This window comes from Pseudoalteromonas sp. S3178 (genome assembly GCF_005886985.1).
Lineage (GTDB): Bacteria > Pseudomonadota > Gammaproteobacteria > Enterobacterales > Alteromonadaceae > Pseudoalteromonas > Pseudoalteromonas carrageenovora.
In genome coordinates this window covers 57,924-78,642 of the sequence record NZ_PNCW01000038.1, presented here as the reverse complement: position 1 = coordinate 78,642, position 20,719 = coordinate 57,924, and the positions used below count along the sequence as shown (strand labels likewise).

The following is a 20,719-nucleotide window of genomic DNA, read 5'->3' as shown; positions in this document are numbered from 1 at the left end:
GTTTGGGCTTAATCTAGTTCTAAAAACTTGCGTATCTCCGGTAATTTTTTCATACCGTCTTCAAAGCCTATTTGCATTAAATGCTGGGTGTAGCGTTTTTCAAATAATAGATAGCTGGTTAAACTCGATTGTGAATGCTTTTTAACACCGATTGTACGCAGTAGTACTTTAATAGCCCATGGCATGTCGTTGTAGTATTGCGCGGCAATAGCATTAAAGTTTTGCGATGGGTTAATTACAAACGTATCAATTTGCTTAAGCTCTTGATGTTTATCGCGAGCGGGTAGTAGCCCTAAAGTGCGATTAATACGGTCTAAACGCTCTAAATCCGATTGCATGGTGTCGGTAAAAACACTATCGAGTAAATGCCCAGCCACAGCCGAAAGGCCCGGGTAATGAGGAGAATACCCAGGAGGGTGAAGCTCTTTAGGTTGATCGACCCCAATAATAAATATTTTCTCTGCCCCTAAATGAATAGATGGGCTTAAAGGCGAAAGCTGATGTATTGAGCCATCACCAAAATAATGGTTATAAATATTCACACTAGGGAACACCATAGGAATGGCGCTTGAGGCCATTAAATGCTCTACATTAATACGCGTTGCTTGGCCTTCGCGCTTAGCACGCTGCCACGATGTTTGTGTGTTTGACTGAAAAAACGCCACAGAATCGCCGGTCGTGTAACTAGAGGCCGTAATCGACAATGCATCTAGGTAATTACGGTGTAAATTACGCTCAATTCGGTGTAAATCTAAAATTTCGTTTAACAGCCCCCGCAAAGGGCGATTATTTAATAAGCTCGCAGGAGGATGGTTTATATGCTCAGACTGAAAGCTGGTTAAAATATTACGTGCAATATGGCCAAATACACTTAAAAAGTCGCTTTTATACACCATAGAGGTCGAAAAGTTTTTCCAAACCGACTCAAGTTTACGCACAGCTAAATGCGCACAAGAGGCATAACACGCTAAAGCAGCTGAGTTAATTGCTCCAGCTGAGGTGCCATTTATTACCCTAAACGGCAAAGGAGCAGTACGTGGCATGCTGTGGGCAAGGGCTTTTAAAACACCCACTTGATAAGCGGCTCGTGCGCCACCCCCTGTTAATAACAGAGCAATTTTTGGTTTTTCTGGATCGACTTGCTTGATTTTCATATTGGTGTTTAAACTGTTCAACGTCTTTACTTTATTTATTAACTGTAAGTCTTTAAGCTAGAAGAATCAAAGGATAACTGAGTTACTACGTATAGTAAGCTTACATTTATATTTGTAAGCTAAAATAGTTACAGTAATAGTTTTTACTCATAATGAATTTTTTCCATTCAGAGCACTCTGAGTGATAATGCATTTTAATTTTTATGGAGTTTGTATGTCAGATAAACCAGAAGCGTCAGATGTTCAAAAACGTCCGCCTAATAACAACTTTTTATTCGCCGTTATTATTTTAATTATTGTGGTGTGTGCTGCCGCATTTGTACTTTTAAAACCAAGTGACGAGCCACAAAAACGCACAGAGGTAGAGCAAGCACCAAAAGAGCAACCAATGATGGAGCTTAAACCAGAAAACGACCCTGTTGTTGATGCACCATCGGTTATGCCAGAAAAACCAGAAAACTTAGAAGTGCCAGCACAGAGCCCAATTGAGCCAGAGCCTGAAGTAGAGCCACTACCAACGCTTGATGAAAGTGACGACGTAGTAGTAGCAAAAATCGACGAATACCTAAGTGATTCAGTAATGAGCCTAATGGTAACCGACGACGTAATTCGCCGTGGCGTTGTATTTATAGATAACATAGCCAAAGGTAAAATTGCTAAAAAGCACACACCAGTGGTTAAGCCAGAAGAAGAGTTTAGTGTAAACGAAGGTGACATTTTAACAATCGACCCTAATAGCTACGAGCGTTACACCCCTTATGTAAAAGTGTTTACAAGTATGAGTGCAGCACAAGCTGTGCGTATGTACGAAGAATATAAACCACTTATAAATAATGCTTACAGTGAAATTGGCTACGGTGATGGTGAGTTTAATCAAGCGCTGGAAGATGCTATCGATTTATTACTCGATACGCCAGAACCTGAAGGTGACTTGCCGTTACTACGTGACTCGGTTACTTATCAGTATGCATTTTCTGAATGGGAACAACTTCCTGCTGCTCAAAAGCAACTTTTACGCATGGGCCCAGAAAACATGAAAAAAGTAAAAGCAGCACTTCGTAATATAAAAGCGCAGTTAGAGAGCAATTAATACGCACTAAAACAGCTAAATATGCCGCGATTGTATATGAAATATGCAATCGCACTTTCTTTTTTGATTATCCCTTGAATAACACAGTAAAAGTAGAGATAATCCCTCCCGCGCCAACCAAGGCCCTCAATGGTAGTCTTATTGGTCCTCTCGCAACACTAGCAGGCGAACCTGGTCAGGCCCGGAAGGGAGCAGCCACAGTTTGTGACGTGTGTGCCGAGATGTGGCTGGTAAGACTGCCACCCAAATTTTAATTTGGGTGTTGCTTGAAGTATAAGTTGACATATTTGTACTAAAAGATGACATAAACCAGAAGCATAAAGTGACATAGTTTAGTATTAACCAAATTGTTAAATGGCTCACTCACATTTGCAAAATAAAACACGCCCGTATAAAAACCCTCATAAATTTATTCGAAACCTCTTTAGAGTTTGATGCATGTTTCCATTTTGAATTTTCACCATCAATAGCCGCATTTGAAGCACAACCACTAGGTTACGAATATGAGTTTGATAACCGTACTTGCGGTTACACACCTGACTTTTTACTTACCCACACAGACGGCACGCAAAAATTTATAGAAGTAAAACCGCAAAGCAAAATTGCCGACGAAGACTTTCGTGCACGTTTTATTGAAAAGCAAGCCATCGCTAAGCAGGATGGACGTGACTTAATACTGATTACTGATCTAGCTCTGTAGTTTACGACACAAAAGGACGCGTAAGCCAATTTAATCATACGGGTATCAATAACGCTAATTTCGTTTATAACTACGCAAATCAACTGAAATCGAAAACTGTTAGTAATAATAATTACCAGATTCAAATTCCAACTATTGGTGAGCAAGATTACGTCACGAACGATTTAAACCAATACACGAGTGTTGGTGGTAAAAGTTTAACCTATGATAATAACGGCAATTTAATAAGTTATGATGGTTGGAGCTATAACTATAATGCGCATAACCGCCTAAAATCAGCAATTAAACTTGGTAGCAGCCTAGCGCTTGGTTATGATGCAATAGGGCGTTTAAATTATACTACTTTAAATAGAGTTAAAACGACCTTCTTATATGATGCAAACGAACTGGTTGCGGAATACAACAGCAGCGGTAGTCTATTACGTCGCTATGTTCATGGTATAGGCGAAGATGACCCGCTAGTGTGGTACGAAGGTAGTGGCACAGGTAACAAGCGCTATTTACACGCAGATGAGCGCGGCTCAATTATTAGTGAAACGAATGGCTCAGGTTCAATAATAGCAACGCATAAGTATGGCCCATTTGGTGAGCCGATTAATACCAGCACATCGCGTTTTAGATATACAGGGCAAATCTTAATCCCTGGTACTAAGCTTTATTACTACAAAGCACGGGTTTACCACCCTGAATTAGGGCGTTTTATGCAGACCGACCCCATAGGCTACGAAGACGGCATGAACTGGTACGCGTATGTGGGAAATGATCCAGTCAATGCTACGGATCCGACGGGGAAAAACTCTTATAATCCGAAATCATTGATGATTACCCCTGAACAAAACAGAGCCTTAAGACAAGCAACAACTGTAAGTGCGGGACCTGCTATCGGAGCGAAGATTGGCATAAAAACACCCAATGCTAAAGCAACGTTTGGTGGCGAAGCTTCTATGACTGTTCAAAATGGGGACCACGGTCCTGAAAATGTTACAACAATTGAAGTGTTAGCCAATATAGATTCAAATGTTGCTAGTGCTAAAGCGCAGCTATTTAAGGTAGAAGAAAAATCCGATAGTCGTACAGGTGTGCCTAAAGTGACTTCTGTCACTAAAGAAGGACCTAAATTAACTGGGCAAATAAAATCAGGGAATGTATCCTTGAACAATGAAAATAAATTAAAAGTTGAAGTTACTTTAGGGTTTTTTAAAGTGGCGGCAGAAGTTAACTTGGATAAACTAAATGAAAAACACTAACTTTTCGGTGAAAAATGTCGGCTCACTATGGCGCAATTTTATAATTTTATTTGTTTTAGCAGTTTTAACGTTTCTAGTTACGGCGTCAGTGTTTGATGAGTCCTACAGAATACTACACTTGGCTGTATACGTAACGCAAATTGGGGCATTTATAGCTCTTTTGATTATGCCCTTAGTAGCTAGCGTTATTAGGAAAAAAAGCTTTTTTATAACAGTTTTAGTCTTAATTTTATTTAATGCTATAGGGAGTATTTTTCTGTATTTCTATTTTAGAAAAGAAATGAAGCAGTAGAACAATCAGGGTCAGTTTTTGCATTTCTTTGCCTGAAGTATTCTGCCAGTAAGTTTGGCTGCTGATACTTTTAAGGACTGGCATGAAGAAACTATTACATTTACAGTTGTAGATGAGAATGGCGTAGAAGAGCCTATTACCACAACAGCAGAACATCCATTTTATGTAGATAACCTAGGGTGGTTAGCGGCTGGTAATATTGAAGTTGGCACTATTGTTTCTGGACCAAAGTTTGAAAACGATATTACTATTGCGTCTATACAGGCTAACGAAGAACCACAATATGCTTATAATTTTACTGTAGACATTGATCACACATACTTTGTTGGTAAGACGAATATGTGGGTGCATAATGCTTGTAAAAAAGGCAAAGGTGATAGCAGTAAAAATGAGAAGCATGGTGATAGTGGCAGAGCGATGACAAAGGCTGAAAAGCAAATTGAGAAGCTTGAATCACAACTTGGTGGCGCTAATAAAAAAGAGAAAGCTAAAATCAACAAAAAAATTCAAAATATTAAAGAAGATGCTCAAAAGAAAGCAAAAGGCGAAGAGCATAGTCGAACCAAAAAACGTTAAATACCAAAAGGTAATTTGAATTGGAAATAATTCCCGGAGTTGGGGTAGGAAAAGTTAAATTCGGTATGAATAAGTCTGATGTCATTTTGATGTTAGGAGAGCCTGATCGCAGAGAAGAGATTGAGTATAATTCTGTGACACACGATCAGGCTTCAAGATTCTATTATTTCAACCTGAAATTATGCCTTTCATTTGAGTGTGATGATGACTACAGACTGGGCTGTGTAACGGTCTTGGGGTATGGTTACGAGTTATTTAATAGAGACCTCTACAATTTGCCAAAAAATACCGTTAGAAAATTAGTCGCAAAGTGTTCAGATGAAATAGCTAAAGATGAAGACTGGTCTACTGATGAAGATAGTTCTCTAGAGTGTTTGGACCACGATGGGTTGGGTATATTGTTTTGGTTTAAAAACGGGTATTTGGATAAATTAGAATGTAGTTATTTTTTTGAACCAGATGGTGAAACCGTAATTTGGCCTTATGAAAACAAAGAAGACACCCATCCTAAAAGAAAACAAAGAAGACACCCATCCTAAAAGAAAACAAAGAAGACACCCATCCTAATGTTTGTTGTATTTTTTATATTTTGCACTAACTTTTAATTAGTGCAAAATATAATCAGGGTGTCACATGGCAATTGCGCTATAACTACAATGCGCATAACCGATTAACGTCTGCGTCTAAGTCAGGTACCAGCTTAGCGCTTGGCTATGATGCGACGGGGCGATTAAATGACTCAACACTCAATGGCACTAAAACGACCTTCTTATACGATGCAAACGAACTGGTTGCGGAATACAACAGCAGCGGTAGTCTATTACGTCGTTATGTTCATGGTATTGGCGAAGATGACCCGCTGGTGTGGTATGAAGGCAGTAGCACAGGCAACAAGCGCTATTTACACGCAGATGAACGCGGTTCAATTATTAGTGAAACGAATGGCTCAGGTTCAATTGTCGCTACGCATAAATACGGCCCATTTGGAGAGCCGATTAACACCAGCTCATCGCGTTTCCGTTACACAGGGCAAATCTTAATCCCGGGCACTGAGCTGTACTACTACAAAGCACGGATTTATCATCCAAAGCTAGGGCGATTCCTGCAAACTGACCCTGTGGGTTATGAAGACCAGATGAATCTTTATGCTTATGTGCATAATGATCCTATAAACATGGTTGATCCGACTGGTGAAGTGAGTAGGCGAAGAGGCGAACCCGGCGAGGCAGCGGTAGCTTTCGCTGAAATGATCAAGGACATCATAGATAACCCAGATGATTGGACTCCAAAAAGAGTTTACGATGATAGTACTTACGATAAGCATGGTAAGGAAGATAAAGGGGATGTCAGTAAGGCACCAAAAGATGGCCAAAAAGCACTTGATAACTCGGTTCAAATAAAGGAAACATCCCCTCGTAGGGTAGGTGTTGACCAAGGTAATGGTGAAGTAGTAGTTTTAGATAAACATGAGACAAGTGGCAATAAAGAGACTTATCACGGTCATGTACAAAAGACTATAACAGATCAGAAAACAAGAAATGCGGCTTCAACGTTACCAAATGTTGTGGTGAACAAAAAAGGAAAATGGAAAGTTAAAAAGAGAAAGTAAAATGAATGAAAAGTTTGTAAGTACATTATCAATATTGCATACGACGGCATCTGTTATTGAGGCAACTAACTTTTTAAATGAAGGAGGAAATGCTGACATTAAAGCGCAAGGAGGAATTACACCGCTGCACTTTAATCAAAATTATGAAGTTTTGAGACTTATTATTGATAAAGGAGCAGATGTAAATGCTTCAAGAGATGATGGGCAGACTCCACTTCATATACAAAATGACTCTAAAATTGTTCAACTGTTGATCGACAATGGTGCGAATGTTAACTCGTTAAATATGTATGGTGATACCCCTTTGCATTTATCTGAAACTTTGGAGCAAGTGAAGCTTTTAGTATCAAATGGGGCTGATATTAACATTTTGAATGAAGATAATGAGCTACCTGACGATTGTTATGGTGAAGATATGGAAAGTCAAAATATGATTAACTTTCTGGTAAGTATACGAGGCTAATGTGTTCTTTGAATCCAAAGCTTCGCTAGTCGGGGCTAGGATTCAGTTGTCGAGGTCCTATTTATTTGCTCTCAACCCAAAGCCAGCGGAAGCTGGTTTTGTTTTTTTGAGTCAATGAAAATAATTGTTTGGTGCCAAATTCAATTGGGTGATCTGCTCAGGTGAAAATCCGTGCCGAAGGAGTTGGAAACCTCTCATTTGCACTTCGGTTTTTTTGCCTTTGCCAATAACTTGATAAAGGCTACCGCTAGCGGTTTTGATTAACTGATTGTTAGGTGATATTTCCACTATTCTCGATGAGCTAATGTAATCGTTTGGTGCGAATCGGTACGTCATGTCATCGACACAGATACCCCATAAAATTTTCCCGATCATTTCTTCACCATCAAAAATTGAAACTTAACGGTGTTTAAGTCTTAATGAGAACTATCTATTTCTACTAAATTAATCGGAATTTTTTAGCATTAAAAAACTGGCTTTGGTATCAGGAGCTTTTAGTTTTACTTGAGCTTTTTAATTTAAGAAAACCAGTCACTTTATGCCATTTCATAATTCAACTTTATGTCAACTTACACTTCACTTTTGTCGCTGTGGACCAATAAAACCGAGTTTGGTTATGCCAACTTATACTTCAAGCAACATTGGGTGTATATCTCTAACTCCTTAATATTTATGTTCTTTCACTAAATTAATCCATAATACCTAATAGTTTCCTGCTCCTTTTCTCGCTAGACAACTTCTAACTTGTACGCAATAATGTAGCAATTATATTAATTTAACACTGCGTGTTAACAAAGTACTCTAGGGTTGAAGTAATGCCTCAAAGAAGTAAGTGGACACTCGCTGTTTTATTAGGGTTGCTAGGTGGTTTAGTTAACCTCTCGCCGTTATATTTTTTCGACAGTTCTGAGTTTTTATTTGGGCAAGTATTTGTATTATGTAGCTTGGTGTTTATTGGGCTGCGTTATGCGTGTTTAAGCCTTGCGATTGTATCTGGCTTTTTGCTTTATAGGTGGGGGCATTGCTGGCCGAGTATTGTGTATTTACTCGAGCTTTTTTGGCTTTACACTTTTTGTTTACGCCGCTCTAAACCCATACTCCCTCTTGGTACTGTTTTTTGGCTGTTAGTTGGTTTACCTATAATTTGGGGAATAGGGCAGTTTCTTATTGGTCTGCCGTGGTTAACGCTAATTGTTGCAATATCAAAGTACCTCATAAATGCGTTAATTAGCTTAGCTTTAGTTGATTTATTTAGTGTATTTGTACCCCATGCCAGCCGTGCCTATCAGGGCAGGCCTCTTGCACGCATTCTTAGCTATGTTGTAAGCGTTATTATCATATTGGTTATACTGCTTACCAGTGTAATTTTAGTGAACGATCACCACTCTCGGTTAGAGTATGAGGTAGATGCTCAGCTTGAAGAAAAAGCCAAATATATAAGTACTCAATTAAGTGATTATTTAACGTTTCATAAAAATGCCATTGTAATGAGTAGCGACGCCATAAGCGCGGGCACAGATAGTGAGCAGCAGTTAAAAAGGCTAATGAATCTATTTCCTGGGTTTACTACAAGCTTGTATGCCAACCCTAGCGGTTTTGTTGAAATAACGTCGCCTAATAACCTTATAGCGGGATTAACTAAGGCGCAGCGTAATGTCACTGATCGCGAGTACTTTAATCAGGCTAAGCAGTATCCTCTTGGTTATAGCGGTGGTGTGTTTCAAGGGCGAGGGCTTGGCAATGAAGCCATTGTTGCGCTGTCTGCACCTATTTATCGTGATGGCGAGTTTTACGGCGTTGTAGAGGGGTCGTTAAAGCTTGGACGATTAGAGCAGTTTATTCCTAATTTATTTGAAAACACAGGTGAATTAGTTGTACTAGATGATAAACAAAAAGTGGTTTTTAGCTCGCTTGAGCAGTTTAAAATATTAACCGATTTTAACGAAGATGGTTTTAATGCACGTAATATGGGCGATAAAAATTTATTTCGTTCCAATAATAACGAGGTTTACCATAGTTCTAAATATGTTAATCCGCAGAGCAAATGGCAAGTAATCACTTTTTATAATCGTAAACATTTGAGTATGGCTGTAGCCAAAGCGTGGCTGCCAAGTATTTTGCTAGGCGCTATGCTAATTATTATGGTGGTGCTGTTTGTACGCCAACTTGCAAATTTATTAGTGCAGCCAATCAGTGGTTTAACTAATTTAATGCAAAGCTTTAATAAATCAAAAAAACATACTTTTAATACAGATTCAAGTTGGCAAGAAGTACTGCAACTACAGCAGCAGTTTGAAATGCTAGCCACTGCGCTGCAGCATTCAATAGAAAACCTGCAAGCGTCAAATATAAAAAACCAAGACCTAAACAAACAACTCAGTGAGTTTAACCAGCAGCTAGAAAAACAAGTTGCTGAGCAAACTAACAAGCTTAAACAAGCAGTAGAGCGTGCTAATTTAGCTAATGTGGCTAAATCGCAGTTTTTAGCAAATATGAGTCATGAACTACGCACCCCAATGAACGGTATTTTGGGCATGGGTGAGGTATTGCTGCGTGATAGTTCGTTAACCGACGAGCAAAGAGATCTTTTAGATACTCAACAAAAAAGTGCTCAAAACTTATTGAAAATCTTAAACGATATTTTAGATTTTTCTAAAATTGAGGCTAATGCAATGCAAATTAGCCCGCGTCCTACAAACTTAGCGCCGTTTATCGAAAATATTAAATCGTTGTTTTCACCCATTGTAAGCTCCGACAATGTGCAATTTATTGTCGAATGCAGTAACACTCTACCTGAATGTATTAATGTTGATGACTTACGATTAAATCAAGTTATCATTAATTTGTTATCTAATGCGTACAAGTTTACTGAGCGCGGGTTTGTGCGTTTATCGTTTGATTACAGTGGCCAGCAGTTATTTGTTAGTGTGTCTGATAGCGGCATAGGCATAGCAAAAGATCAGCAATCGTTATTGTTTAGTGAGTTTACACAAGCTGATGTAGGTGTTGCACGTAAATACGGTGGTACCGGGCTAGGTTTAGCCATTAGCAAAGGGTTAATTAAAAAAATGCAGGGTGAAGTATCTTTAAATAGTAAGCCCGGTAAAGGGAGCATGCTTAAGTTTTACATTAATGCGCCTAAAGCTGAGTTTATAAAGCCCACACCCGCAGTAAAGTCGCAATCAGTACCTGATCTTGGTAGCAAAAAATTACTCTTGGTGGAAGATAACCCTATAAATCGCCAAGTAATTGTAAAAATGTTAGAGCCAAGCAAAGCAGAACTAACAATGGCAAACGATGGGGTTAAGGCACTTAAAATATTAGAAAGCCAGTCGTTTGACTTAATTTTAATGGATTGCCAAATGCCGAATATGGATGGTTACGAATGTACACAAGTAATATGTGCCAACGAAGAGCAAAGTGGCGAACACGTACCAATTATTGCCATTACTGCAAACGCTTACGAAGACGATAAACAGCGCTGTTTAAGTGTAGGTATGGATGACTTTGTATCTAAACCTGTAAACACACAAGACTTGTACGCGGTGATCAGTAAGGTCTTGAACTAGTAATATGCAAAACATGGAGTTGCGGTTTACACCACGAGTTAAAAAATTAATCATGAATACCTAACTATTCAAAAAATTATTTATTTAAAAATAAAACACCATTATTTTAAAATTCAGCATGTACATGATGTTGCAAATGTTATTTTATTTGATTATTTTTGCAACTGTAGAGTAAACCCCTTTGTTTTTTTATTGTATTGTCATCCTAATGGCGTAAATGCGACTTAAGTCTAGATTGTGTAGTACGAAGTTAGGATTAGAATAATGCTAAATTTAGAAAGGGGCTCAAAATGAACTTGGAACGTATTCGCAATAGTAATCTGCACAATAAAGTTGTGTCTGCTGAGCAGGCAAGTCTGTTTATTAAGGATGGAATGACTGTAGGGATGAGTGGTTTTACTCGTGCCGGAGAAGCTAAAGCAGTACCCAGGGCATTAATTGAGCAAGTCAAAAAAAATCCAATCAAAATAAATTTAATGACGGGCGCTTCATTAGGAAATGATCTCGATAAGCTTCTAACCGAAGCGGGCATTTTAGCGCGTCGTATGCCTTTTCAGGTAGATAGCACTTTACGTAAAGCGATTAACAACGGTGAAGTAATGTTTATTGATCAGCATTTATCTGAAACGGTTGAGCATTTACGTAATCATCAATTAACTATGCCTGATGTAGCTGTTATTGAAGCCGTTGCCATTACCGAAGAAGGGCATATTGTGCCAACTACATCGGTTGGTAATTCAGCGAGTTTTGCTATTTTTGCAAAAGAAGTCATTGTTGAAATTAATATGCTGCATAACCCTAATCTTGAAGGTTTGCACGATATATACATTCCATCGTATCGTCCTACTCGCCAACCAATGCCGTTAGTTAAAGTAGACGACCGTATTGGTAGCACTGCTATTCCTATCGATCCTGCAAAAATTGTTGGTATTGTTTTTACTAACCAAAGCGATTCGTTTTCGACCGTTACCGACCCAGATGAAGACACAGCATCAATTGCGCGCCATTTAGTTAACTTCTTTAAAGAAGAAGTGGCTCAAAATAAATTACCAGCTAATTTAGGTCCATTACAAGCAGGCATTGGTAACATTGCTAATGCGGTGATGATGGGGCTACTCGACTCTGACTTTAAAGACTTAACAATGTATTCAGAGGTACTGCAAGATTCGACGTTTGACTTAATTGATGCAGGTAAGATGAGTTTTGCATCAGGCAGCTCAATTGTGTTGTCTGAGCGTTGTAATGCACAAGTATTTAATAACTTAGAAAAATACAAAGACAAGCTAGTCTTACGCCCTCAAGAAATTTCTAACCACCCTGAAATAGTGCGCCGTTTAGGAATTATTGCCATTAATACTGCACTTGAGTTTGATATGTATGGCAACGTAAATTCAACACATGTGTGTGGTACACGAATGATGAATGGTATTGGCGGCTCAGGTGATTTTGCTCGTAATGCTCATTTAGCAATATTTGTGACTAAGTCGATTGCTAAAAATGGTGCTATTTCAAGCGTTGTGCCTATGGCGAGCCATGTTGATCATAACGAGCACGATGTTGATATTTTAGTAACTGAGCAAGGCTTAGCTGATTTACGTGGTTTAGCACCACGTGAGCGTGCTGTACAAGTTATTAAGCATTGTGTGCACCCAGAGTATCGCGAAGCAATGTTAGACTATTACAATCGCGCTTGTGAGCGTGGCGGGCATACCCCGCATTTACTCGAAGAAGCGTTTAGCTGGCATATTCGCCTAGAGCAAGAAGGCAGTATGAAAAAAGCATCTGCAACAGATACCCCAATGCAGTTATCAGCTTAAGTCTGCTCTCGGTTAGTAAATGATACTTTTGATTAACGCTCCTTTATGGAGCGTTTTTTATGTAATGCAATACCTAGCGAATTAAATGAAATCAAGGGTGAGCAATAACCGTTGCTCGTTTGCAGCCACCGGTGGCGAGCGATGCACTAGCCCTGCACCTTCGATTTCATCCCAGTACTCGCCTTTAAGCAGGGCAACATCACCTTGCTTTAGCTGATTAATATTATTTAGGCTTTTAAATAAGCCAGACTCTTCTTCGGGTTTACCTAAATTACCAATACCTAGCTTTGAGCGGTTTACATCGCTGTGATTTAACCACTGCGTAGCAACACCTTGATAGGTAGTCACTAGCCGGCACGGAATTTTGTCTACATGAAAACGCGGGCACATGGGTTTATCTAATATTCTTAGCCTTAAACCGGCGCGTTTTAAATCAAACAGGCAGCAAAACATTTCAACAAGTAAGGCAATGTCTTCACAAAGAGCTTTAATTTCATCGCGGTTATTATCTTCTGGCTTAAGCGCCTTTATTAATTGATCAAACGCATCCTCGGGCGATACCGCAAGTTCTAGTGGCTTTAAAGCATTTGCGCTAATGAATGCATTAACTGCATTTGTTAATGTTTTCTCAAGGTCACTTTGCCAAATAACAATGTTAGTGTCTTGGTTATAAATTTGTGGCAATACATTGGCGTCACACTCTTTAGCTGCTTTTCGGTACAGCGGCTCCGCAGGCTTTATTTGCGCAGTCATTGGGGCTAGGGCATTCATTACTCTTCCTCCCAAATAGGAAACGGGTCGTTATAGGTTCTCCAAAAGTCTTTACCTTTAAGTACGGCATCTTCTGGGAGTAGGCAATCATCAAGCGCTTTAGTCATCGCTTGTTGATTCAAAGATTGACCAATAAACACAAGCTCTTGGCGCATGTCACCAAAGGGTTCTACCCATTTATTATTTATGTCAGCAAGCAGTTCGGGCTCTGTGGGCCAGTCTTTTTTAGGAATTGCTTTATAAAACATACCTGCAAATCCGTAATGAGCTATGCCGCCAGCTTGGCTCCACTGCGTGCAAAATAAAGGGCGTGTTGCTAACCAAAAATACCCTTTAGAACGAATGAGCTTGCCAAATTGCTCGGTATTGTGCAAAAAGTGATAAAACTTTTCTGGGTCAAATGGGCGGCGCGCAGTGTAATTAAAGCTGCTAATACCATACTCTTCGGTTTCGGGAATATGTTCACCACGCATTTCTTTAAGCCAACCCGGCGCTTGTTGGGCACGTTCAAAATTAAATAAATCCGTGTTTAGCACTTCGTTAATATTAATATGGCCGTTTGAAATAGGAATAATGTTAGCTTGGGTATTAAGCGTATTTAAAATGGCAGTGAGTCTATTTAATTCATCGTTTGTAATTAAATCAGTTTTACTAATTAAGATTACATCGGCAAATTCAACTTGATCAACAAGTAGGTCGGCTACGCTTCGCTCGTCGTCTTCTCCTAACGATTCGCCAGTATCTTGTATATCATTTGCTTGTTCGTAGTCGTTTAAAAAGTTAACGGCATCAACCACCGTTACCATAGTATCAAGGGTGGCAATATCACCCAGAGATACGCCATTTTCATCGGCAAATGTGAAGGTTTCGGCTACAGGTAATGGCTCAGAAATACCGGTTGATTCAATAACGAGGTAATCAAAACGACCCTCTTTGGCAAGTTTGCCCACTTCAACAAGTAAGTCTTCTCGCAGGGTACAGCAAATACAACCGTTGCTCATTTCAACGAGCTTTTCGTTACTGTGATTTAGCGATACATCGTTTTTAATAGTGGCTGCATCGATATTTATATCGCTCATATCGTTAACTATAACAGCCACTTTTTTACCTTGCCTGTTATTAAGAATATGGCTAAGTACTGTGGTTTTACCAGCCCCCAAAAAACCTGATAACACTGTGACGGGCAGTTTATTTATCATTTAATAATCTTACTAAATTACAATTTAAGGTATGTTATATTATATCAATTTCGTATTCCAGTAATGCTAATTAATTTTTTTAATGCTGAGCTGCAAATTTAGTGTGTTACTCAAAAACTCTGCATTCGAAAAATAAGGATGAATATGAAATTATTTACATTGCACATGTTAATGATAGTCGTTATCATTCGCGGCGTTTTATAAACCTCTTCTCTGGATCAACATGTTTAACCAAAAATATTTGGCGCTCAGTATTGCTGCGTCTTTTTCTGCTTTTTCTAATGTGGCATTTGCCGAGCAAAATAACGAGATTGAAAAAATAGAAGTAACTGGCCGCGCTCAGCAGTTTTACCTAGAAACCGAAAGTAAAATTGGTACTAAAACGGATTTAGATCTTATTAAATTACCGCAATCTGCGCAGGTATTAACCGAGCAACTTATTATTGACCAAGCCGCGCGCGACATTACCGATTTATACCGCTCAATAGCAGGGGTAAGTGAGTACAGTTATTCAGGCGTTACTTTTCGTGGTTTTAGAGACGATGCCAATGTATTTTACGATGGCGTACGCGGCGATCCGTACTCGGGCTTTGGTGTACCGCAGTTATTTAATGTAGCGCGTGTAGAAGTATTAAAAGGCCCAGCCTCTGCGTTATATGGTGGCGGTGAGCCAGGCGGCATGATCAACTACGTGACTAAAAAGCCTTCGTACACGCAAAGCAAAGAGCTAAAGCTAACGCTTGGCAATTACAACACGCATGGTGCATCACTTGATATGACCGGCGGTTTAACCGACACCATGGCGTATCGTGTAGGTGGCTATTACGAGGAGCAAGACAGCTTTCGTAATAATGCAGATTCAAAAAATACCGAGTTTACCGGTGGTTTATTATTTGATTTAACAGATTCAACCACACTAACCACAAGTGTTGACTACATCAAACAAGACTTAGGCGGTAACCGTTTACGTGGTGTACCGGTCGATGACAACGGTAACTTTTTAGTTGACCCAAGTTACAACGCAAATGAAGCGGTTGACTACCAAGACATGGAAGCGTTAGTGCTGCAAGCCGAGCTAAAGCATTACTTTAATGATGATTTTTCTGTAAGTAGCACACTACGTTACATGGATAACGAACGCGACCAAGCCTACCATGAGTCGCAAAGCTGGGTAGATGTAAACGGTGATGGTGAAGCAAACATTGATGACGAAACCATTAAACGCGAATACCGTAAGCAATATCGCGCTAACGAAGAAACAAGCTTAACCACCGACTTCATTTATAGTTTTGAGCAAGGCCAATTAACGCACCAGGTATTATTTGGTGGCGACTACCACACCGTTGATACCGAATACGATTATTTGCGAGCGCGTTATGAAGCCGATGGTGTTACTAATTTAAACATATTTGACTTAAATTACGGCGAGACAGACCCAAGCACTTATAACTTAACCGACCTAAACCGCGATGGAATACAAAGCGACCGTTTTGGCATTTACCTGCAAGATGTTTTAAGCATTAACGAGCAATGGACTGTTATTGCTGGCCTGCGTTACGATCATTTTAAAGAGCTAAATAAAGAAACGGGATTTAGTTATTCAGATAGCGATATAACCCCGCGCGTGGCTCTTACATACCAACCCGCTGATAACACCTCGGTATACATAAATTACTCAGAAAGCTTTAACCCTACCTCCTCAGAGGATCAAGAAGATATAGAGGGCGAGGGGAATTTAACGCCAGAAACCGGAAAACAAACCGAAATTGGCATGAAAAACCAATGGCTGAATGGCAAAATTATGAGCACCTTTGCTGTTTATCAAATTAATAAAGAAAACGTTGTACTAAGTAACCCTAATGACACGGGCGCGGGTGACGGAATTGCTGCACTTATTAATATAGGTGAAGTAGAAAGCCGTGGATTTGAAACAACGCTGGTGGGTGATTTAACAGAGAATTGGACTGTTACCGCTAATTACGCATACAACGACACAATTGTAATAGAAGGAGTCACCGGGGACTCAATTGGAGACACTTACGGTGACGGTACTCGTTTTGCTAATGCCCCACGTCATCAAGCTGGTTTATGGTCGCGTTTTGCGCTCGATAACATAGATTCGTCTATTGCATTTGGTGCAAATTACGTAAGTGAGCAAATAAGCCAAGACGGCCAAAAAGTTAAACCCTTTACCGTATTCGACATGAGTTGGACTACCCGCTTTGACGATGTGTTATTAAGTGTAAATATCAATAATCTATTCGATAAAGAATACGCAGTAAGTGGCTTTAGTGAGCGCAACGGTCACTTTCCTGGCAGTCCGCGTGAAATAGTAGGCCAAGTAACCTATAAATTTTAATACTTATTAGCGCGAGATTAATCTCGCGCTTTTTTAAGTATTACCTTATACCTATTTATCACTATTAAAATTAGCAGCTTCTTGTGCAGTGTTAATGGCCGTAATAGGGAAGGGGATCACAATACCTTCTTGGTTATAGCGTTTATGAAGCGCTTTAATAAATGCCGATTTAACCCAAAACCGATTAAAATACTCTTTTGCACGCAGCATTACGGTAAAATTAATGCTTGAGCTATCAAAGGTGTGATACACCACAAAGGTATTGTAATCATCAACGCCCCACTCATGATCAATCAGTACTTGGCGAGCAACTTCAAGCGTTACTTGCTCTACAAATTCTAAGTCTGAGCTGTAATGAACGCTTACATCAACAGGTACACTTAGCTCTTTTTCGGGATAAAAGTAATTAATAATACGCGATTTAGAAAGCTGACTATTAGGAATAATAATCATATTATTTGGCAGCATTTTAACCCACGTAGAGCGCCAACCAATTTTTTCTACAAAGCCTTGCTCCTTTGACTCAAGCTCAATAAAGTCCCCCACACGTATGGGTTTATCTATAACAAGCTGCACACCCGAAAAAAAGTTTTCAAGGGTAGGTTGTAAGGCAAGAGCCACAGCAAGCGAGGTAATACCCAATGAGGCAATAATAGGCGTAATAGAAATACCTAAAGTCCCCATTAAAACTAAAATCCCAACCGATAAAACGCTAACCCTAATAACGCCTTTAATAATACTTTGCGAATTAAAAATCACCGCCGACTCTTTGCTGTAATAATTAATTGTGCCAACAAAAAAGCGATCAAAAAATAAAATAATAGCCACTAAGCCCAGAATAATATTAATGGTCGAAAACGAAATAAAGTGCGCTATAGACTCATTTTTTATTAAAAGTCCTTGCTCTATAATGGTGAGAAGCACAATTATTGTGCAAAGGGTGAGCGGTTTAGAAATTGACTCTATAAATAAGCTGTCAAAAATAAACTTTGTATGAGAGGTCCACTTTTTGAGCCAGTACATTATAAAAAAGCGGATACAAAACAAGGCTATAGTTAACGTAACTAAGCAAATAGCAATAACAACCCAAGGCTGCTCTGTTAGGTTGTAAAACGTATTAACAGACATTACAGATCCCTTTTTTAAAAACTTAAAGGGTAAAGCAGCAAGTTATGTACCTAAACTAATAGTTAGGTTAAGCAAGTAAGGAGGGGTTAATTAAATGGGTTTAAACTGGCAAGCCTATACCTGCCAGTTTGAATGAAGGGTAAATAGTTAAGATTATACTTTTTTAGCTATCCACATACCGCCAAGTACGGCTGCAAAGAATAACCAAAACTCCATTTTAAGTGAGGTCAGTTGTACAAGCCCCGGACCTGGGCATATTCCGCTTAAACCCCAGCCTAAACCAAACAATACCGAGCCAGTTATTAGCCGAGGGCTAATATTTTTAACATCACTTAAAGTAAACGTTTCATCAAGTAGTGGTTTATCTTTTTTAGCAACCCAAAACCACGTAAGCATCATTATTCCCATAGCTACCGCCATTACAATAATTAAACTGCCATCCCATTGGTTTTGAAAATTTAAAAAGTTAAGTACTTTGTCAGGGTTTGTCATACCACTAATGATAAGCCCTAAACCAAATATAAACCCCAAAATAACATGAATTACTGCTGTCATTTTTTTACCCTACCAGATTTGCTGTAATTATAGCCACGGCCATAAATGTACATGTTGAAACCCAAGAACGGGTAGAAAAGCGCGACATACCACATACGCCATGGCCGCTTGTACAGCCGTTAGCTAAAGAGGTACCCATACCAACAAGTAACCCAGCTATAACAATAAGCACCGGTGATAAGCTCAGCTCACCTTCTAATAAAGATGGCGCAAATATACGCACAGCAATACCGGCTAATAATAGCCCTACAATAAAGTATAATTTCCAACGCGACTCAGACGTTTGCTTATTAAAAACAGATTTAACAATGCCAGAAATACCGGCTATTTTTCCGTATAAAACAAGTAATAGTGCGCAGGCTATACCTATTAAAGCACCACCTGTAGCTGCAGCTATTGGCGTAAACTCTGTAACCATTTTAAATTCTCCAAACAACAGACATACCTATGCCTGATTGCTCCATTTCAATTGATATTTGTTGGTTTGGCGCTAAGTAGTTAGCACCCGATACCTTTTTAGCTGGCAATTAATATCACCGCTTTTAAAACCTACATAGACTCAAGTGTTTTACCACGGGTTTCTGTAATGTATTTAGCCACAAAAAATATGCTAATAAGTGCCGATAACGCGTAAAAGCCATATGCACCTGCAAGGCCAATATTAGCCAGCATAATAGGGAAGGTCATGGTAATGGCAAAGTTAGCAATCCACTGTGCGCTTGCTGCAACAGCGAGCGCTGCGCCGCGAATACGGTTATTAAACATTTCGCCTAATAACACCCACACAACAGGGCCCCAGCTTAAACCAAAAAACACTACAAATAAGTTAGCCATTATAAGCGCAAACGTACCCATATTATCGCTAAGTGCGAGCTTGCCTGCTTCATCAAGGCCTGCGCTGCCAAATATATAAGTAAGCGCACTTAAGCTAATAAACATACCCACACTGCCTACAAGTAAAAGTGGTTTACGGCCAATTTTGTCAACAAGGGCAATAGCAATAAAGGTCGATACAATATTAGTAGTACCCGCTAATACATTTATAAATAGCGATTGCGACTCATCAAACCCAGCGGCTTGCCAAAGCTCAGAGCCGTAATAAAACACCACGTTAATACCCACAAATTGCTGAAATACACTCAGCGCAACACCCGCCCATACAATCGGGTGTACTTTTTTACTGCCATCAATAAATAAATCACGAATACTCGGCTTTTTATCGCTATGCAAAGACCTTTTAACATCGCTTATTTGCGCATCAACGTTGTCGTTCGAAATTTTACTAAATACCGTTTTTGCATCGGCTACTTTACCTTGCGCCACTAAATAACGAGGCGACTCAGGAATAAACAACACACCCACTAAAAACAGTATTGCAGGCACCAGCTCAGCCCAAAACATCCAGCGCCAAGCGGCTATATCAAGCATTAAAATATTTTGCGCGCTACCAGCTGCATCAGCAATTAAATAGTTACTTAAAAACGCAGCAAATAAACCCAAGACAATAGCGAGTTGTTGAAGTGTAGCTAAACGACCACGAAGGGCTGGTGGCGCAACCTCTGCAATATAAGCTGGCGCCAATACCGATGCTGCACCAATACCTAAACCACCAAATAAGCGGTAAAAAATAAATTCAGCCGAGCTTTCGCTAATGCCCGAACCAAAGGCGCTAATGGCAAAAATAATCGCGGTGATGATCATAATTGCACGCCGGCCAAACTTATCAGCCAGCGGCCCCGCTGCAAGTGCCCCCACGGCGCAGCCTAATAATACCGAGGCTACATTAAAGCCCGTAGCCACACTGCTTGAATTAAAAGCATTACCGAGTGCCGACACCGTGCCGTTAATAACGCCCGAGTCAAAACCAAATAAAAAGCCACCAATAGCAGCTACGGCAGAGATAAAAATTACGTAAATAAGAGAGGTGTTTTCAGCTGTGTTGGCTGAGTGGGAAGGCGGTGTGTGCGTTGTCATTATGTGCCCTGAAGTTAAATTAAATATAAAGGAGCATAATATCGTAAAGCGCTATGGCTGAATACATTTGTGCAGGTATAACGATTTAGCGGGGGTAAATTGAGCAGTGTTTTTAAAAGTTTTAATTTAAAGGCTTTAAAATTAAGTAACCGCCTTTTTAAATAACACAGACTGAATTTCAATAAACAATATGCTTTGTATGGTCAGAGCCTGTTT

16 protein-coding genes, 1 other RNA gene and 1 pseudogene are annotated in these 20,719 nt (G+C 39.6%); 11 read left to right on the top strand and 7 right to left on the bottom strand.

Annotated features, from left to right (window positions below; genetic code table 11):
* Positions 1–8: 8 nt before the first annotated feature.
* Positions 9–1,154 (bottom strand): patatin-like phospholipase family protein, encoded by a 1,146-nt coding sequence (locus CWC11_RS12060; protein WP_058548357.1) that lies wholly within the window; start codon positions 1,152–1,154, stop codon positions 9–11.
* 214 nt (positions 1,155–1,368) lie between these two features.
* Here CWC11_RS12060 and CWC11_RS12055 point away from each other — a divergent pair, with 214 nt between their 5' ends.
* The 10 genes and pseudogenes from CWC11_RS12055 (at position 1,369) to scpC (ending at position 12,517) form a co-directional block, all read left to right on the top strand.
* On the top strand, positions 1,369–2,244 hold the full coding sequence (locus tag CWC11_RS12055; RefSeq protein WP_138682891.1) for a DUF3014 domain-containing protein: 876 nt from the start codon (positions 1,369–1,371) through the stop codon (positions 2,242–2,244).
* Positions 2,245–2,383: 139 nt separating this feature from the next.
* Positions 2,384–2,480, top strand: an RNA gene (gene ffs / locus CWC11_RS12050) — signal recognition particle sRNA small type.
* A 101-nt stretch (positions 2,481–2,581) separates the two neighbouring features.
* Positions 2,582–2,944 (top strand): TnsA endonuclease N-terminal domain-containing protein, encoded by a 363-nt coding sequence (locus CWC11_RS23570; protein ID WP_349304430.1) that lies wholly within the window; start codon positions 2,582–2,584, stop codon positions 2,942–2,944.
* Positions 2,945–2,958: 14 nt separating this feature from the next.
* Positions 2,959–4,191 (top strand): annotated as a pseudogene (locus tag CWC11_RS23615) (RHS repeat domain-containing protein); the annotation flags it as partial.
* 346 nt (positions 4,192–4,537) lie between these two features.
* A complete protein-coding gene (locus tag CWC11_RS12035; RefSeq protein ID WP_171038422.1) occupies positions 4,538–5,059 on the top strand; it encodes a polymorphic toxin-type HINT domain-containing protein in 522 nt (173 codons plus the stop codon).
* Between the two features lie 20 nt (positions 5,060–5,079).
* The gene (locus tag CWC11_RS12030; protein ID WP_138682888.1) at positions 5,080–5,598 is read left to right on the top strand and encodes a hypothetical protein; all 519 of its coding nucleotides are present in this window, start codon (positions 5,080–5,082) and stop codon (positions 5,596–5,598) included.
* A 101-nt stretch (positions 5,599–5,699) separates the two neighbouring features.
* On the top strand, positions 5,700–6,668 hold the full coding sequence (locus CWC11_RS22990) for an RHS repeat-associated core domain-containing protein (RefSeq protein WP_212748088.1): 969 nt from the start codon (positions 5,700–5,702) through the stop codon (positions 6,666–6,668).
* Position 6,669: 1 nt separating this feature from the next.
* Positions 6,670–7,131 carry an ankyrin repeat domain-containing protein gene (locus CWC11_RS12020; RefSeq protein ID WP_138682886.1) on the top strand — a complete coding sequence of 154 codons (462 nt, stop codon included), beginning with the start codon at positions 6,670–6,672 and terminating at the stop codon, positions 7,129–7,131.
* A gap of 815 nt (positions 7,132–7,946) precedes the next feature.
* Positions 7,947–10,700 (top strand): response regulator, encoded by a 2,754-nt coding sequence (locus CWC11_RS12010; RefSeq protein WP_138682884.1) that lies wholly within the window; start codon positions 7,947–7,949, stop codon positions 10,698–10,700.
* 290 nt (positions 10,701–10,990) lie between these two features.
* Positions 10,991–12,517, top strand: coding sequence for a succinyl-CoA:acetate CoA-transferase ScpC (gene scpC, locus CWC11_RS12005; protein WP_138682883.1), 1,527 nt, complete (start codon positions 10,991–10,993; stop codon positions 12,515–12,517).
* An 81-nt stretch (positions 12,518–12,598) separates the two neighbouring features.
* Here scpC and CWC11_RS12000 read toward each other — a convergent pair whose 3' ends face one another.
* Positions 12,599–13,288 carry a DUF1826 domain-containing protein gene (locus tag CWC11_RS12000; RefSeq protein WP_138682882.1) on the bottom strand — a complete coding sequence of 230 codons (690 nt, stop codon included), beginning with the start codon at positions 13,286–13,288 and terminating at the stop codon, positions 12,599–12,601.
* Entirely contained in the window at positions 13,288–14,487 is a 1,200-nt protein-coding gene (gene zigA / locus CWC11_RS11995; RefSeq protein WP_138682881.1) for a zinc metallochaperone GTPase ZigA, read from the bottom strand. The genes CWC11_RS12000 and zigA overlap by 1 nt, the downstream gene beginning before the upstream one ends.
* Positions 14,488–14,710: 223 nt before the next feature.
* Between zigA and CWC11_RS11990 the strand changes: the two genes are divergently transcribed.
* The gene (locus CWC11_RS11990) at positions 14,711–16,846 is read left to right on the top strand and encodes a TonB-dependent siderophore receptor (protein WP_138682880.1); all 2,136 of its coding nucleotides are present in this window, start codon (positions 14,711–14,713) and stop codon (positions 16,844–16,846) included.
* A gap of 51 nt (positions 16,847–16,897) precedes the next feature.
* Here CWC11_RS11990 and CWC11_RS11985 read toward each other — a convergent pair whose 3' ends face one another.
* The 4 genes from CWC11_RS11985 to CWC11_RS11970 form a co-directional block, all read right to left on the bottom strand.
* A complete protein-coding gene (locus tag CWC11_RS11985; protein ID WP_138682879.1) occupies positions 16,898–17,974 on the bottom strand; it encodes a mechanosensitive ion channel family protein in 1,077 nt (358 codons plus the stop codon).
* 153 nt (positions 17,975–18,127) lie between these two features.
* Entirely contained in the window at positions 18,128–18,529 is a 402-nt protein-coding gene (locus tag CWC11_RS11980) for a DUF6691 family protein (protein ID WP_138682878.1), read from the bottom strand.
* 4 nt (positions 18,530–18,533) lie between these two features.
* Positions 18,534–18,947: a YeeE/YedE family protein gene (locus CWC11_RS11975; protein WP_138682877.1), complete on the bottom strand. Its 414-nt coding sequence runs from the start codon at positions 18,945–18,947 to the stop codon at positions 18,534–18,536.
* Between the two features lie 131 nt (positions 18,948–19,078).
* Positions 19,079–20,503 (bottom strand): sugar porter family MFS transporter, encoded by a 1,425-nt coding sequence (locus tag CWC11_RS11970; RefSeq protein ID WP_138682876.1) that lies wholly within the window; start codon positions 20,501–20,503, stop codon positions 19,079–19,081.
* Positions 20,504–20,719: the final 216 nt, after the last annotated feature.